Origin of the sequence: Acinetobacter sp. YH12128 (assembly GCF_013418655.1) — a bacterium.
Classification (GTDB): Bacteria; Pseudomonadota; Gammaproteobacteria; order Pseudomonadales; family Moraxellaceae; genus Acinetobacter; species Acinetobacter amyesii.
In genome coordinates this window covers 1-16,365 of record NZ_VPBO01000009.1, presented here as the reverse complement: position 1 = coordinate 16,365, position 16,365 = coordinate 1, and the positions used below count along the sequence as shown (strand labels likewise).

At 41.7% G+C, this 16,365-nt stretch carries 14 protein-coding genes, 6 tRNA genes and 1 rRNA gene; 15 read left to right on the top strand and 6 right to left on the bottom strand.

The features are described from left to right. Positions 1–67: 67 nt before the first annotated feature. From trpA to FTU64_RS06330, 4 genes are read left to right on the top strand one after another with little or no spacing between them, the layout of a single operon-like run. Positions 68–871: a tryptophan synthase subunit alpha gene (trpA, locus tag FTU64_RS06345; RefSeq protein WP_078191221.1), complete on the top strand. Its 804-nt coding sequence runs from the start codon at positions 68–70 to the stop codon at positions 869–871. Then, complete coding sequence (gene accD, locus FTU64_RS06340; RefSeq protein WP_111885388.1) at positions 868–1,764, top strand: acetyl-CoA carboxylase, carboxyltransferase subunit beta; 897 nt, start codon at positions 868–870, stop codon at positions 1,762–1,764. Before trpA ends, accD begins: the two co-directional genes overlap by 4 nt. Then, on the top strand, positions 1,761–3,044 hold the full coding sequence (gene folC, locus FTU64_RS06335) for a bifunctional tetrahydrofolate synthase/dihydrofolate synthase (RefSeq protein WP_180049949.1): 1,284 nt from the start codon (positions 1,761–1,763) through the stop codon (positions 3,042–3,044). The genes accD and folC overlap by 4 nt, the downstream gene beginning before the upstream one ends. After that, complete coding sequence (locus tag FTU64_RS06330) at positions 3,035–4,054, top strand: SPOR domain-containing protein (protein WP_373683938.1); 1,020 nt, start codon at positions 3,035–3,037, stop codon at positions 4,052–4,054. Before folC ends, FTU64_RS06330 begins: the two co-directional genes overlap by 10 nt. 20 nt (positions 4,055–4,074) lie before the next feature. On the opposite strand, the gene FTU64_RS06325 is transcribed toward FTU64_RS06330, so the two are convergent. The 3 genes from FTU64_RS06325 to FTU64_RS06315 form a co-directional block, all read right to left on the bottom strand. After that, positions 4,075–4,614 carry a dual specificity protein phosphatase family protein gene (locus FTU64_RS06325; protein WP_373683584.1) on the bottom strand — a complete coding sequence of 180 codons (540 nt, stop codon included), beginning with the start codon at positions 4,612–4,614 and terminating at the stop codon, positions 4,075–4,077. Positions 4,615–4,663: 49 nt separating this feature from the next. Beyond that, positions 4,664–5,491, bottom strand: coding sequence for an MBL fold metallo-hydrolase (locus tag FTU64_RS06320; RefSeq protein ID WP_168378781.1), 828 nt, complete (start codon positions 5,489–5,491; stop codon positions 4,664–4,666). Positions 5,492–5,786: 295 nt separating this feature from the next. Then, positions 5,787–6,422, bottom strand: a complete 636-nt coding sequence (locus tag FTU64_RS06315) for a peroxiredoxin (RefSeq protein ID WP_078194127.1) — start codon at positions 6,420–6,422, stop codon at positions 5,787–5,789. 337 nt (positions 6,423–6,759) lie between these two features. Between FTU64_RS06315 and secA the strand changes: the two genes are divergently transcribed. The 10 genes from secA to FTU64_RS06265 all read left to right on the top strand — a co-directional run bounded on the left by secA (position 6,760) and on the right by FTU64_RS06265 (position 13,400). Continuing rightward, entirely contained in the window at positions 6,760–9,483 is a 2,724-nt protein-coding gene (gene secA / locus FTU64_RS06310) for a preprotein translocase subunit SecA (RefSeq protein ID WP_180059413.1), read from the top strand. A 144-nt stretch (positions 9,484–9,627) separates the two neighbouring features. Further along, positions 9,628–9,984 carry a hypothetical protein gene (locus FTU64_RS06305; RefSeq protein WP_078194125.1) on the top strand — a complete coding sequence of 119 codons (357 nt, stop codon included), beginning with the start codon at positions 9,628–9,630 and terminating at the stop codon, positions 9,982–9,984. A 160-nt stretch (positions 9,985–10,144) separates the two neighbouring features. Further along, positions 10,145–11,365, top strand: coding sequence for a bifunctional glutamate N-acetyltransferase/amino-acid acetyltransferase ArgJ (gene argJ / locus FTU64_RS06300; protein WP_180011740.1), 1,221 nt, complete (start codon positions 10,145–10,147; stop codon positions 11,363–11,365). A 153-nt stretch (positions 11,366–11,518) separates the two neighbouring features. Continuing rightward, a complete protein-coding gene (gene nadA / locus FTU64_RS06295; RefSeq protein ID WP_078191211.1) occupies positions 11,519–12,586 on the top strand; it encodes a quinolinate synthase NadA in 1,068 nt (355 codons plus the stop codon). Positions 12,587–12,740: 154 nt separating this feature from the next. Then, a tRNA-Pro gene (locus FTU64_RS06290) sits at positions 12,741–12,817 on the top strand. A 45-nt stretch (positions 12,818–12,862) separates the two neighbouring features. Next, positions 12,863–12,939 (top strand) — tRNA-Arg (locus FTU64_RS06285). Positions 12,940–12,983: 44 nt separating this feature from the next. Continuing rightward, a tRNA-His gene (locus tag FTU64_RS06280) sits at positions 12,984–13,059 on the top strand. 3 nt (positions 13,060–13,062) lie between these two features. Beyond that, positions 13,063–13,139, top strand: a tRNA-Pro gene (locus tag FTU64_RS06275). 105 nt (positions 13,140–13,244) lie between these two features. Further along, positions 13,245–13,320: transfer RNA gene (locus FTU64_RS06270), tRNA-His, on the top strand. A 3-nt stretch (positions 13,321–13,323) separates the two neighbouring features. After that, positions 13,324–13,400, top strand: a tRNA-Pro gene (locus tag FTU64_RS06265). A 112-nt stretch (positions 13,401–13,512) separates the two neighbouring features. Here the strand turns inward: FTU64_RS06265 and FTU64_RS06260 are convergent. Genes FTU64_RS06260 through FTU64_RS06250 form a run of 3 tightly spaced genes read right to left on the bottom strand, consistent with a single transcriptional unit; the run spans position 13,513 to position 15,715 of the window. Further along, positions 13,513–13,992 (bottom strand): OmpA family protein, encoded by a 480-nt coding sequence (locus FTU64_RS06260; RefSeq protein WP_180059412.1) that lies wholly within the window; start codon positions 13,990–13,992, stop codon positions 13,513–13,515. Between the two features lie 8 nt (positions 13,993–14,000). Next, complete coding sequence (locus FTU64_RS06255) at positions 14,001–15,218, bottom strand: diguanylate cyclase domain-containing protein (protein WP_180059411.1); 1,218 nt, start codon at positions 15,216–15,218, stop codon at positions 14,001–14,003. After that, on the bottom strand, positions 15,215–15,715 hold the full coding sequence (locus FTU64_RS06250; RefSeq protein WP_180055830.1) for a YfiR family protein: 501 nt from the start codon (positions 15,713–15,715) through the stop codon (positions 15,215–15,217). The genes FTU64_RS06255 and FTU64_RS06250 overlap by 4 nt, the downstream gene beginning before the upstream one ends. 525 nt (positions 15,716–16,240) lie before the next feature. Between FTU64_RS06250 and FTU64_RS06245 the strand changes: the two genes are divergently transcribed. Next, a 16S ribosomal RNA gene (locus FTU64_RS06245) occupies positions 16,241–16,365 on the top strand; the annotation flags it as partial.

Genomic DNA, 16,365 nt, shown 5'->3' with positions numbered 1-16,365 from the left:
TGCGATGTCTTGTATTTCGACAAAACCCACATCATAGTTTTGATTCATTCAAGGAAAGTATAACCCTATGTCACGTTTAGCCACTCGTTTTGGAACGCTTAAATCTCAACAGCGTAAGGCCTTGGTTTCTTATGTTATGGCTGGTGACCCTCATCCACAAGTAACGGTACCTTTGTTACATCAAATGGTTGAGGCAGGTGTAGATGTGATCGAATTGGGTCTTCCATTTTCAGACCCAATGGCGGATGGTCCTGTTATTGCACTTGCCGCGGAGCGTGCGCTTGCTGCAGGAACCAATACTCTAGATGCCTTGAACATGGTGAAAGAGTTCCGTAAAAACGATACAGAAACACCGGTAGTACTGATGGGCTATTTAAACCCAGTTGAAGTAATCGGCTATGAAAAGTTTGTTGCCTATGCACATGAATGCGGTGTAGATGGCGTGCTCTTGGTGGACCTTCCACCTGAAGAAGCAAAAGATCTAGATGCAGTATTGAAAAAATACGACATGGATCAAATCTTCTTACTTGCGCCAACATCCACTGATGAACGTATTCAGCATGTGGTGAAACAAGCCAGTGGATTTATCTACTATGTTTCTTTGAAAGGTGTGACAGGTGCAGCGACGTTAGATGTTGCTGAAGCTGCGGCACGTATTCAAAAAATCAAATCGTATACTCAGGTACCTGTCGGCGTTGGCTTTGGTATTAGTGATGCAGCATCGGCGAAAGCCATGGGTGTTGCTGCAGATGCGGTGATTGTAGGTAGTGCTTTTGTTAAACAATTTGCAAACTTAGCGCCAGAACAAGCTGTAATCGAAACAGTGAATAAAGTGAAGGAGCTTCGAGCTGCGCTCGATGAGTTAGTATGAGTCAAGACGCAAAAACAGGCAAAATTCTGAGCGCATCTACGCCATGGACAGAGCGTGCGGTACCAGGTATTCATGTACCTGATGAACAGCAAGCATTAAAGGCGACATTTACTGAGCCGACGATTGAATGTCCTGAGTGTCATGCACTTGTGACTCGTACTGCAATGTCATTTAATGCCTACGTTTGTCCGCAGTGTGATGAACACTTGCGAATGAAAGCGCGTGATCGTTTGAACTGGTTCTTTGACCAAGTACAAAAAGAATTGGGTCAAGAATTTAAAGCCAAAGATCCACTGAAATTTGTTGATAGCAAAGCGTATCCAGACCGTATGTCTGAAGCGCAGAAGAAAACCGGTGAAACAGAAGCTTTAGTGGTAATGCAAGGAACGCTGAAAGGCATTCCAATGATTGCAACCGCATTTGAATTTGATTTCATGGGCGGTTCAATGGGCACTGTGGTTGGTGACCGCTTTGTTCAAGCGGCTGAACTTGCAATTAAATCCAAACAACCACTTATTTGCTTTGCTGCCTCTGGTGGTGCGCGTATGCAAGAAGGCATGTTGTCACTCATGCAAATGGCGCGTACTTCTGCTGCCATCCAAAAAATGAAAGATGCAGGCTTGCCTTATCTAGTGGTATTGACACATCCAGTTTATGGTGGTGTGACTGCATCATTGGCAATGCTCGGTGATGTTCACTTGGCTGAGCCGAAAGCCATGATTGGTTTTGCTGGTAAGCGTGTAATTGAGCAAACTGTACGTGAAAAATTGGAAGAACCGTTCCAACGTGCGGAATATTTGCTTGATCATGGTGTAGTCGATCAAATTGTCCACCGTCATGCATTACGTGATACAGTTTATCGTATTGTAGCGAAATTGATGAACTTGCCTTGAACACAGCACCATTTGCATCTGATTCTTTAAGTACATGGCTCGATTATTGGAGCCATGTTCATGTTACGGGTATTGATTTGGGTCTGGAACGGGTGATTCCTGTTGCGGAACGACTCGGTGTAACCCAGCCTGATGCGAAAGTGCTGACGGTCGCGGGAACAAACGGTAAAGGTTCAACCACGACCACTTTGGCTGCGATTTTAAATGCCCAAGGGTATAACGTGGGGCTATACCAATCACCGCATATCTATCGATTCAATGAACGTGTAAAGCTTCAAGGTGTTGAAGTGGCCGACCAAATCCTGATTGATGCTTTTGTAGCCGTTGATCAGGCGCGTCGTGAATGTGAATTAAGTTTATCTTTTTTTGAAGCGACCACTTTGGCCGCTTTTGTTATTTTTAAACAGCAACATTGCGATGTATGGGTACTTGAAGTAGGCCTAGGTGGTCGACTTGATGTGGTCAATGTCGTCGATCCAGATGTTGCAGTGATTACCAATATTGGTTTAGACCATACCGATTGGTTGGGCGACACCATTGAAAAAATTGCTTTTGAGAAAGCAGGAATTATTCGTCCAAATATTCCCGTAATTTTTGGCGGGCAGCAAGTTTTGCCTGAAGCCATTCGTCAAAAAGCAGAAGATTGCCAAGCTGCTTTACATGTACTCAATCGTGATTATTTTTATCAGTACAGTGATGACGGACAATCTTGGATGTTTGCTTCATCAGGTACAACTTTAAAACTGCCCGTGGGTTCTTTGGCGCTCGAAAATATCTCTACGGCTGTAGCAGCAATATTGGCCAGTGGTTTAGTGGTCTCTCAGCAGTCGATCGCTCAGGGGATTATCAATGCCAAGTTACAAGGCCGTTTTGAAGTTAGAGAAATTGCAGGTAAAACGGTGATTTTCGATGCGGGACATAACCCGCATGGTGTTGAATTTTTGTTAAAGCAATTGCGAAATTTCCTCCAGTACAATAAACAATACACAGAAGTGATCAGCGTTTTCTCCATGCTGACTGATAAAGACATAAATTCTGTCGTTAACTTATTGAAAGATACGGTAAGAATGTGGAAAATTGCACAATTAAATGTGCCACGTGCGGCATCTATCACACAATTGGATAGCGCACTGCAGCATCAAGTCGTAGAACATTATGACAATGTGCAATTAGCTTTTAAGTCCGCGCTGGAAGAAACAAAGAATAATCAGCTGATTCTGGTATGTGGTTCATTTCATACCTTAGAAGCGGTATGGGAGTATCTGGAAGAATGTCAATGAATAACAAACAACGCTGGATGGGTGGTGTTGTTTTATTAGGTGGTGGTGTACTGCTGGCCGCACTTTTACTTAAAGGCAAAGAAGAAATACATCAAAATCAAAGCCAAACCCCTGAAATGGCTCAAGTTGAGCAACAAGGTCAGGGTGCGGGTAAAATGTCATCATTGACTGTTGATGTTGAAACTGAAAAGCGTTTGCTCGAAGAACAACGACGTACCCGTGAAAAATCGGTTGCGGAGCAAGAAGCACGTGCAGCAGAATTTTTAGCGATGCAACAACAAGCGGAAGCGGATGCAGCACGTAAAGCAGCAGAAGAATATGCAGCTTTAAACGCACATCGTTCAGCTCAACAAAGTTCGGATAATATTCCTCCCGAATTGGTTGAAGATGAAAAAGCCAAGCAAAAGCGTTTAGCTGAGGATAAGTTGGCGGCTCAAAAAAAGTTAGAGACTCAGTCGGCGCAGCAAAAGGCTGATCAGGCACGTATCGCAGCAGATAAACAAAAAGCCGAAGCAAAACGTAAAGCGGATGCTCAAAAAGAAGCTGAACGTAAAGCACATGCTGAAGCTGAGAAAAAAGCAGCAGATAAGAAAGCAGCCGAAGCGAAGCAACAAGCTGAAGAAAAGCGTAAAGCCGAAGAAAAACACAAGGCAGAAGAAAAGCGTAAAGCCGAAGAAAAACACAAGGCAGAAGAAAAGCGTAAAGCCGAAGCCAAGAAAAAAGCTGAAGCTGAAAAAGCACGTGATCTGTTGGAAAATGGCGATAAGCAATGGATGGTACAAGTTGCACTGGCTGCCAATGAAGCCAATGCAGATGCCGTCGCTGCAAAATTACGTGCAAAAGGCTATAAAGTGACGAAGAGTCCTACATCTAAAGGCATTCGTATTATGGTTGGCCCTTCGAAGGACCGTGATGCTGCGGACGCAACACGTAAAAAGATCAATTCAGATGCAAGTTTGAATATGAAATCGGCTTGGGTGATTGATTGGGTACCTCTCGATAAACGCTAAGTTTATTTGAGGAATGACCTTTAATAAGATGGATTCAGTAGTTGTTGCTGAATCCATTTTATATTTTCAGGGCTGAATAAACGGTCAATATTTTTCCAAATAGGGTGGAAGCCATAGCCACCTTGTTTCATTTCACGCTTTGCTTCCTCAATGGACCAATGCTGAAAAATAATTCGGTACATTGCCACACTCGCACCTGTACGGTCTGAGCCGTGGTAGCAATGGATTAACACTTTTTGCTGCTGTTGTTCAGCTTCTTTTATGGTTTTCATCACCGTCAGTAAATCTTCACGATCGATTTGCCACGTGTGTATCGGAATATGTACAAATTTAACCTTTTGCGTATCAATGACATTGTTTAAGCGTTCTGGGTCATGGTGCCGTGAACGTAAATTTATGATCACATCGATGTGCTGTTCTCGTAGAACAGGGGCGAGATCTACATCAGGTTGTTCACTGCGAAATACTGTTGGGCTGATTTGATAAAAATTATGCTGTTGATGAACGACTTTTCCCCAATGCTTAGGACGTTCATTTAACGGTAATGGATTTGATGTCATGCAACCCGTGAAGCTGAAGCTAACACTAAGGAGGATCATTGGCAGGATTTTAGCGGTCATTGCTTGTGTTCTGATAGCGAGCGAGTTCGAATGGGTCATGTGCGCAGATGAGATCGATGTCCGGATGCTGTGCTAACTGCTGAATCTTATGAAGTGTGTGCAGTCGCTGTGTATTGTCGGTGGCAAATAAACGCTCAAGCTGATTTAAGGCCCGCGAATGAAAATTTGGATTTAATTGATGCTGTGAGTAATAAGCATCGCCGCAATATAACAACCAGCGATGGTTGTTTTTAATCGCAATACCGGCATGACCCGCGGTATGTCCCAAAAGTGGGAGCATTAAAATATCCTCTTGAAAAATAGATAGACCGGCAGTGTGCTCTAAGTTAAACCATGCTTGCGTCCCGATGTTTTCGATAAAGTTCCAATAACGATGCTGTTGGAACTGCTGTGGTCGATAGCGCAGTCGTGATTTAAGGTTGTGAAGATTTTGAGTGGCGTTATATTCACTGGCTAAGACATGCACGGTCGCCTGCGGAAAATCTGATATCCCGCCAGCATGATCAAAATCTAGGTGTGACAACAAAATGTGTTGAACATCTTGAGCCCTATAGCCTAATTTTTGAATTTGATGAATCGCACTTAGTTGCGGATTAAATTTGATCTGCGCTGTGCGTGAAATAAACCGACCTAAACGATTTTGTGGATGTATATAATCTTGTAAGCCCAGTCCTGTATCGACTAAGACGAGCCCTTTATCTGTTTCAATGAGCAGGCAATGACAGACCAAATGTGCGCGAAAGCCTTTCTGTCCAAATAAAGGGGCACACGTTGGACAAAAACTACCACAATGTAAATGATGAATTTGATGAATCACGGTTTGTTGTTTTCAAGTTTTTCTTAGTTATAACGGAATTGTGATGTTTAACCAATCTAATCCCAGAGAGGAATTTGTAATCAAAAAAAAAGCTCATCCGAAGATGAGCAGGTTGGAGAATGCCAGAACGGGCTCATCATTCGTTCTGAGGGGAAAACTATAAGTAACTATGGTTATGATTCTGAGTTGGGTCAGGTGCTGCACTTAAAAATAGTTAAATTTGTACCTTCGCTTTGGTCACTCACAGCAGAGCTTCTTATCTTGCGCTCGGACAGCGTAATGCTCCGTTTTATCCTCACTTAGGTTGAGGCGTTAAACGAAGGTAAGGCGTAACTGCGTTATATCCTTGAGGAAAGCGTTGTTTGATTTCCTCTTCATCTTTTAATGACGGCACAATCACCACATCTTCACCTTGTTGCCAGTTGGCCGGTGTTGCAACTTTATGGTTGTCTGTCAGTTGCAAAGAGTCAATGACACGTAAAATTTCATGGAAGTTACGCCCTGTAGATGCAGGATAAGTAATGATTAAACGGACCTTTTTATTTGGATCGATGATCACCAAAGAGCGAACAGTTAATGTTTCGCTGGCATTGGGGTGAATGAAATCATAAAGGGTAGACACTTTACGGTCTTTGTCTGCAATGATCGGGAAGTTCACCGTGGTATTTTGAGTATTATTAATGTCATTAATCCAACCATGATGCGACTCAACATCATCAACAGACAGGGCAATGGCCTTGACACCACGTTTGCTAAATTCATCTTTTAGTTTTGCGGTAAATCCAAGTTCTGTGGTGCAGACTGGGGTGTAATCGGCTGGATGCGAAAATAAAATGCCCCAACTGTCACCTAAAAAGTCATAAAAATGAATGCTGCCTTCGCTTGAGTCTTGAGTAAAGTCTGGTGCAGTATCACCTAAACGAATCGTCATGGAATATCCCCGTATTTATTGAATTTGTTTAACTCAAAAATAAATATGAAGGATTTTTTTTATGATTAAAAATAGTGTTTTTTCATTTCTTTATGAATATATTTCATATAAAACAGTTTTATTGGGGGATAAATGCGAAATATCTCACGACAGAGTCACTATGTTGTCTGCAGAAAATTTGTTACATTAGCTTGCCTTAAGTCTCCGGGGCTAGAACCCGAGCGCAGAATATTTAAGGGGATTTTTGTGCAAAACCCTTGTACTTCGAATTTCTAGCACCATAATAACGACTAAGAAAATATATTCATTTGACAAGCAAGATTTAGAGAGTCTATTCATGTTGGCAAGTCTGATCGGAGGAATCTTCGGTACCAAAAATGAGCGCGAACTCAAACGCATGCGTAAAATCGTAGAGAAGATAAATGCGCTCGAGCCGACGATATCTGTTCTAAGCGATGCAGACTTATCTGCAAAAACTGAAGAATTCAAAGAACGTTATAAAAAAGGCGACAGCCTTGATAAATTATTACCTGAAGCGTTTGCTGTTTGTCGTGAAGCTGCAAAGCGTGTCATGGGCATGCGTCATTATGACGTACAGCTGATTGGTGGTATTACTTTACATGAAGGTAAGATCGCAGAGATGCGTACCGGTGAAGGTAAAACCCTCATGGGAACGCTTGCTTGTTACCTCAATGCGATTAGTGGTGAAGGTGTTCACGTGATTACGGTGAACGACTATCTCGCACAGCGTGATGCTGAATTAAACCGTCCATTATTCGAATTTTTAGGTTTAAGCATTGGGATTATTTACTCAATGCAAGACCCAACTGAAAAAGCTCAAGCGTATCGTGCTGACATTACTTACGGTACCAACAACGAATTCGGTTTCGATTACTTGCGTGACAACATGGTTTTTTCTGCTGCTGAGAAAAAACAGCGCAGCTTAACCTATGCCATCATCGATGAGGTCGATTCGATCCTGATTGATGAGGCACGTACACCGTTGATCATTTCTGGTCAATCAGAAGACTCATCTCAGTTGTATGCTGCCATTAACAGCATTCCACCAAAACTTCATGCACAAAAAGAAGAGAAGGTACCAGATGGTGGTCACTTCTGGATTGACGAAAAACAGCGCTCAGTAGAAATGACCGAAGTCGGTTATGAAACTGTTGAAGCTGAATTGATTCAAATGGGCTTGCTTGCTGAAGGTGAAAGTTTATATTCATCTGCTAATTTAAACTTGGTGCACCATGTTTCTGCGGCCATTCGTGCGCATTACCTATACCAACGCAACGTGCATTACATCATCCACGAAGGTGAAGTGATCATTGTCGATGAAAACACTGGTCGTACCATGCCGGGTCGCCGTTGGTCAGAAGGTTTGCATCAAGCAGTGGAAGCAAAAGAAGGTTTGGAAATTCAACCTGAAAACCAAACTTTAGCAACTACAACATTCCAGAACTATTTCCGTCTATACAAAAAATTATCAGGGATGACGGGTACTGCAGATACTGAAGCTGCAGAAATGAAAGAAATTTATGGCTTGGATGTTGTACTGATTCCAACCCATCGCCCGATGATTCGTAATGACCAAAACGATTTAATCTATTTAAACCGTGAAGGTAAATACAACGCCATCATTCAAGAAATTCAACGTGTTCATGAAGCAGGTGTTGCACCGATTCTGATTGGTACAGCAACCATTGAAGCCTCTGAAATTTTATCAGATAAGCTGAAAGAAGCTGGCATTCAACATGAAGTACTCAATGCGAAACAACATGAGCGTGAAGCGGATATTATTGCGCAAGCGGGTTCACCTCGTGCAGTGACGATTGCTACCAACATGGCAGGTCGTGGTACTGATATTCTGTTGGGTGGTAACTGGAAAGCGTTACTGGCGAAGATTGAAGAGCCGACTGAAGCAGATGAAGCGCGTTTAAAAGCTGAGTGGGAACAAAATCATGACATGGTGCTGAACTCTGGTGGTTTACACATCATTGGTTCAGAACGTCATGAATCTCGTCGTATCGATAACCAGTTACGTGGTCGTGCGGGTCGTCAAGGTGACCCAGGTGTATCACGTTTCTACTTGTCGCTTGAAGATGACTTGATGCGTATCTTCGCAGGTGATCGCGTAGTTGCGATGATGCGTGCCATGGGGCTGAAAGAAGATGAAGCCATTGAACATAAAATGGTGTCACGCTCGATTGAAAATGCACAACGTAAAGTTGAAGCACGTAACTTCGATATTCGTAAAAATTTATTGAAATACGATGACGTAAACAACGAACAACGTAAGATTATTTACTCTCAGCGTGATGAAATTCTTGAAGAAGCATCATTGCAAGATTACATCGAAACAATGATTCACGATGTGACTAAAGGCATGATCGAAGTATATATTCCACCCGAGTCTATTCACGATCAATGGGATATTGAAGGTCTTGAAAAAGCACTTCGTGAAGATCTATCGATTGAACTGCCAATTTCACAGTGGCTAGAGCAAGATCGTCGTTTAGATGAAGAAGCTTTGGTTGAACGTATTACTGATGAAGTTCTTCAGCACTACCGTTCACGTCGTACGCAAATGGGTGACGAAACGGCTGCAATGCTCGAACGTCACTTTATGCTGAATTCATTGGACCGCCATTGGAAAGAGCATTTGGCAGCGATGGATTACTTACGTCAAGGGATTCATTTACGTGGTTATGCGCAGAAAAATCCTGAGCAAGAATACAAAAAAGAAGCCTTTAACTTATTTGTAAACATGCTTGCGGTGATTAAGTCAGATGTCGTGACAGATTTATCTCGTATTCATGTACCAACAGCCGAAGAACTTGCAGAAATGGAAGCTCAAAAACAGGCTCAAGCAGAATCAATGAATCTTCAATTGTCACACAATGACTTTGATAATTTATTGGCTGAAGCCAACGGTAATGATGTTATCGATGCGCAATATACACCTGCAGAGCAAGTGATTGTGCCACCGGAAAGCCGTAACTCACCGTGCCCATGTGGTTCAGGTCTGAAATATAAACAGTGTCACGGTAAAATCTAAACGACATTGCTTAATTTCAAATAAATCAGAGCCTTCGCGCTCTGATTTTTAATTTACACTACTGATCTGACCTGAATAGTATTTGCAGTTCAGTAGATTAAATGTTATTTAGTTTCTATCAATAACCGTAAGACGGAAAAGACAATGAAAAAAGTACTAAAACCGTTCATGATTGCTGCTTTGGCTTTGCCAACTTTTGCCTTTGCAAACGCTCCTCAGACGACTTCTTTAGAGAAAGTTCAACAAGCAGTTGGTCCAACAACAACTCAAGTACAGGTTGGTACTGACGGTCAAGTGACTGTAGCAAGCCCGCGTACGGGTATTCGTTATACCTTTGCCAATCCAAATCGTCCGATCGTATTGCAAACTGCGAAAATTGCAGCAGCCAATGCGGCGAATGCTGACCGTATTGTGGCTGAAAACCCAGCACTTTCAGCTGCGAGTCAACAAAAAGCGAAACAAGTGCTTCTTGATGAAGCAACTCAGCTGGCGCGTAACTAATTTACGACGAACAGCGATAAAGACCAGTCGAAAGGCTGGTTTTTTTATGTGCAAAAGAAATCCACAATAAAATTACAGCAAAACCGTGCTTCTGCTCGATTTTTTATAGATTTTGCACTAAGCTGTATTTTTTATAACTCATATAGTTGGACGTTGAAAAATGGCAGTTGGTGACGTATCTATGCCACAGATGCATGTGGTGAAAGGTGTAAAAATCGGTTCGGCTGAAGCGTATGTGCGCTATCAGAACCGACGTGACCTTGTCATTTTTGAATTTGCTGAAGGTTCTAATGTTGCAGGCGTATTTACTCAAAATGCATTTTGTGCCGCGCCTGTTCATATTTCGAAAGCACACTTATTAGCAGGTAATCCACGTTATTTGGTGATTAATACCGGAAATGCCAATGCCGGTACTGGCAAAATCGGCATGGCAAATGCTGAGGCGACGTGTGCGAAACTGGCAGAACTGGCAGGTGTTCAAAATACAGAAGTTCTTCCATTTTCAACAGGTGTAATTGGTGAGCAATTACCTATTGATCGTTTGGTTCAAGGCTTGCAACCCGCATTAGATAGTTTGCAGGAAGATGCATGGTTGGATGCGGCAACGGGCATTATGACCACAGATACAACACCTAAAGGTGCATCTGAACAGTTCGAACTAGATGGCGTTCTGTATACCATGACAGGTATTTCTAAAGGCGCAGGCATGATTCGTCCAAATATGGCGACCATGTTGAGCTATGTGGCAACTGATGCACCCATTAGCCGTGAGCTAGTGCAACAGCTTTTGAAAACCACAGTTAACCTGTCGTTTAACCGTATTACGGTGGATGGTGATACCTCAACGAATGACTCATGTATTTTGATTGCAACGGGCCAAGCTGGTGGCGTAGAAATTACTTCAGAATCAGATTCACGTTATGCTGCTGTTTTAGACGTGTTAACACGTGTAATGAAGCGTCTTGCACAGCTCATTGTCCGTGATGGTGAAGGTGCGACGAAGTTTATTACTGTGGCGGTAGAAGGCGGCGCAGATACTCAAGAATGTTGTGATATTGCTTATAGCATCGCACATTCACCGTTGGTTAAAACTGCAATCTTCGCATCAGATCCAAACTGGGGCCGTATTTTGGCAGCTATTGGTTATGCAGGTGTGCCAAACTTAGATGTTGAAAAAATTCAGGTCTGGTTAGGTGATATTCAAATCTGTAAAGACGGTGGTGCCGCAGCAGATTATACCGAAGCAGCAGGGGCTGCAGAGATGGAGAAATCTGAGATCACGATCCGTGTAGATTTAGGACGTGGCAGTGCTCGAGATACTGTGTATACCTGTGACCTGTCGTATGATTATGTCAAGATTAACGCAGATTACCGTTCATAAGATATTTGATGTTTTTGAAAAGCCTCCGTTGTGAGGCTTTTTTATAAGTGGAACTTTTTAATGACCGGTAAAAAATAGCCAAGTGCCATATTTATGGGTCAGTTGTGAAGCACCTGTGTAGTAGCAGGCATTAAGGATAGAGAAGACGTTGTGATGAATAATGCAAACAACTTAATTGCAAATGAAGCAAAATCAATTGTACAAGCGCATTTGGATCGTTTGGGTGATGTTAAAGAGCATCACTTAACGGAAGCTGCAAAGCTTGAAAAGTTTGAATTAATTAAAGCGGAACTCAAAAAACGTAACGCTGTCCTTGTTGCACACTATTACTGTGATCCTGAAGTGCAGGAACTAGCAGAACTGACCGGTGGATGCGTTTCGGATTCACTTGAAATGGCACGTTTTGGTCGGGATCATGAAGCAACGACGTTGGTGGTTGCAGGGGTGAAATTCATGGGGGAGACCTCGAAGATTTTATCTCCTGAAAAAACTGTATTGATGCCAACCCTAGAAGCAACATGCTCACTTGATTTGGGTTGTCCTGTCGATGAATTTACCAAATTTTGCGATGCACATCCGGATCATACGGTTGTGGTATATGCCAATACCTCGGCGGCAGTGAAAGCGCGTGCAGATTGGGTGGTAACCTCGAGCTGTGCTGTTGAAATTGTTGAGCATTTAGATAGTTTAGGTGAAAAAATTATTTGGGCACCCGATCAGCATCTCGGTCGCTATATTCAAAAGAAAACCGGTGCAGACATGTTGCTATGGGATGGGGCATGTATTGTCCATGAAGAGTTCCGTGCACGTGGTATTGCCAATATGAAAGCGCTGTATCCTGATGCAGCAGTTTTGGTACATCCAGAGTCACCAGAATCTGTGGTGGATATTGCAGATGCCGTCGGTAGCACCTCGCAATTGATCAAGGCTGCACAAACCTTGCCACACGAACGTTTAATCGTGGCAACAGATCGCGGTATTTTTTATAAAATGCAGCAAGCTGTGCCGAATAAAATTCTCATCGAAGCACCGACGGCAGGTGAGGGAGCGACTTGTCGTTCATGTGCGCATTGCCCTTGGATGGCGATGAATGAATTGGATGGCATTCTGGAAGTTTTACAAAAAGGCGATCAGGAAATTTTTGTAGATCCGGCATTGGCTGAGCGTGCTAAATTGCCCTTAGATCGGATGTTGAATTTCAGCGCCAGTTTAAAACGTTAATTTTTGCTTGAAAAATGATTAAAGTGCTTGATAAATAATCGCTTGAAATGATTTTTTATGTTTTTTTGAAGATAGGTGTTGACGTTAATCAACGTCACGCCTAGAATGCACACCGTACCGCACGATATGCGATACAGCGAAAGCTGAGATGAAACGGAGCATAGCACAGCCTGGTAGTGCACCTGGTTTGGGACCAGGGGGTCGTAGGTTCGAATCCTACTGCTCCGACCAATTTCTCAAGGCAAAAATCGCGTGATAGTCTATGTCATCGGTAATGCGCCTGTAGCTCAGTTGGATAGAGCATCCGCCTTCTAAGCGGATGGTCACAGGTTCGAATCCTGTCAGGCGCGCCATTTTAATGGTGTTCTGATAATAGAATCTGAAACTTGTTGTGATGGTGGATGTAGCTCAGTTGGTAGAGCCCCGGATTGTGATTCCGGTTGTCGTGGGTTCGAATCCCATCATTCACCCCAATTCGGAGCATAGCACAGCCTGGTAGTGCACCTGGTTTGGGACCAGGGGGTCGTAGGTTCGAATCCTACTGCTCCGACCATTTTCTCAAGGAAAACGGTCGATAAAAGATACCGCATACAGCGGTTTTTTTATGCCTGTAATTTAAAATGAGTTATATTGGTTATTCACAAGCAAGAACATGATGGTGGATGTAGCTCAGTTGGTAGAGCCCCGGATTGTGATTCCGGTTGTCGTGGGTTCGAATCCCATCATTCACCCCAATTCGGAGCATAGCACAGCCTGGTAGTGCACCTGGTTTGGGACCAGGGGGTCGTAGGTTCGAATCCTACTGCTCCGACCATTTATCTCAAAAGCAATACTGTAAAAGATGCCGCATTTAGCGGTTTTTTTATGCCTGAAATTTATAAAAAATAAAAAAGCCACCTTATGGTGGCTTTTTTATTTTTCGCTATTTATGGAACGATGGTGATATTTACACGACGGTTGATGGCACGATTTGTTTCGGTGTCATTAGAGACCATCGGCTGTTCAGCACCACGACCAATAATTTGAATATTTGAACTGTTATAACCTTGCTTTAAGAAGACGTTTGCGACGCTTTGCGCACGTTTTTCTGACAGTTGTTGGTTATAATTGGCTTGTCCAACATTATCCGTATGACCAATAAACTTAATTTTATTCAGGTCATATTTAATCAGTTGAGTGGCGAGTGTATTTAACTTGCCTTGTTGGTGCGGTTGAATTTGATAATCATCAAAACCAAATAAAAGACGTTCTGGTAAGGCAAGTGTCCAACCATCATTGGTTAAGACAAAACCTTCTTTTTTAAGCATGCGTGCTTGTTTGTAGCTTAAATTACCTAAACTCATGCAGGCTGTCATAGTGGCCGTGAATGCAAGTATAAATAAAACTTTAAATGCGTTCTTTAACATAGCAAATCCTATGAGTTGGGGAGTTGTGGTGCAATGCAACAATGATTATTCGAAAGTTTAGCATCATACATGGCGCGATCCGCATCTGCGATCAGATCTCCTGGTGATTTCGCATTTTGGATCAGTGCCACACCAATATTAGCTTGTAATGCAATATTATGTTGCTCATAAACAAATGTGGAACCATAGCATTCATGTATTTTGTGACAAAAGACTTCGAGTTCTGTCAAGAAATTTAAACGATTGATAATAATTGCAAATTCATCACCACCGAGTCGCGCAACGAAAGCATCATCTGGCAGTGCTTGCTTTAAACAGTGTGATGAGGCGCGCAGTACAGCATCCCCAGCTAAGTGTCCATATTGGTCATTCACATGTTTAAAGTTTTCAATATCGACAAAGAACACGGCAGCGTTCGCTTGTAAGTCAAATAGCTCAAACAGCTTTTCATAAAAATAATTGCGATTTGGTAATTGGGTTAATGCATCATGACGTGCTAGATGAATTAGCTTGTCATTTTCTGAAATTAAGTTTTTATTTGACTGTTCAATTTCACTAAGTAAACCATTAAAGGCGGTACTGAGTGCGTGTAATTCTTGAATATCAGAGTTTGAAACCCGCATTTTATAATCTTTCTTAATACTAATGGTTTGAGCTGATTCAACAATAGAGCGAACGGATTGCATTAAGTATTGATAAACAGAGTTCACCGACCAAAACACAGTAGCCAATAAAAGAATAAAACCTAAAAATAAACCCAGCAAAATTTTATGGAAGAAACTAACTAAATCTGAAGAGTTTCCATATACGATCAGTTCGCCATAACTTTTCTGATCATGATGGATATCTAAACGAATCGGTTGGCTAAAAAAGAAATAATCCAAAATCGCTTGGCTGGAAAATGTTGAAATTTCTTGTTGCTCGGCATGAACAAGCGATGCATTTTGATGGTTTGTAATTTCAATAGAGCGAATAGGATACAGTTGGGTGTATTCATTTAAAATTTGACGCATCGTTGTTTGGTCATTAAAGACCACAGCAGGTTGAACGCGTTCGTTTATCGCGTTCGATAAAATCGTTAAGCTGTTTTTTGCATATGTATGCATGGTATAGGTGGAAATCACCAAAAAAATCGCAGAACAAATCGTAAAAGTTAAAGCAAAGATGGTGAGCTGCGAACGTGTAAATAATTGGTGTAATGTAATTGGGTTATAGAGTTGTTTCATTCAGCTGACTCCGATGACTTCGCCAGTAATAAAACCCGTGGATCAATATGTATTTGTGATTGCGTTAAGCTTTCCATATTAATTTTAAACGAATAACTCTGATTTTTTTTATACAAACAAAATGCACTGCCCGACTCACACTCACTATTGTTGCTACTTAGAGAGAGGGCAGGGAAATTGACATGATTGTTTAAAATGCTCTGTTCTTCTTTTGCTGTTAGGTTGGAAAAAAATAAAACTTGGCAATGACTGGATTTGATGTCATTCACATTGATGGCTGTAATTTTATAAGTGCTGTGGGTTGGCGCAAGTTTTTTAAAATCATTGACTAAACTTGAATTATTAATTACGCAAAATTTGGGTGAAGTGGTTTCCCACTTGGCATAACTCAAAATAGAGAAAGTGGTTGTGAAAATATTTGCTGTGGGAGCTGCATATAATAAGGGGGAAATAGAGCACGCCATTATTAAATAGGCAGTTTTTTTAAAAACAACCATACGAAATCAAAAAAGTCTTAAATTAAATGGAAAGAAAATTGGGTGTATATACGTTTTATTATATGAAATAGGGCGTATATAGCCCAATAATAATACAAAAGAATGTTTATGTGTTTAAAAAAGCGACATGCGTAAAATAAATCATAAAAAAGGTGTTGCAACGAATGTGAAATACTGTAGAATGCACATCCATTGGCAGTGATGAAGATTAAAACTTCTGATAAAACAATGACTTGGTTGAATTGATTAAGTTGGGTTTTATTTGATAAGTTTAAAAATAATTTGAATTACTGGTTGACTCTTTAGAAATAAAGAGTAATATAGCCGACCTAGCTTGCTGGTGACGAACCAACAAGAAGATCATTAAGAGATTATGAAGAACAACTTGTGTGGATTTTTACTGATTGATCGATCGAAATTATTTTCATTGATTGATGGTAGAAATTACTCGAAGTTTATTTGAGCAAATTTTTGTCAGTAATTGATGAGCCAAGATTGGCACCCTTTAAGGTGCTACAAAGTATTAAACTGAAGAGTTTGATCATGGCTCAGATTGAACGCTGGCGGCAGGCTTAACACATGCAAGTCGAGCGGGAATAGGTAGCTTGCTACCGATTTCTAGCGGCGGACGGGTGAGTAATGCTTAGGAA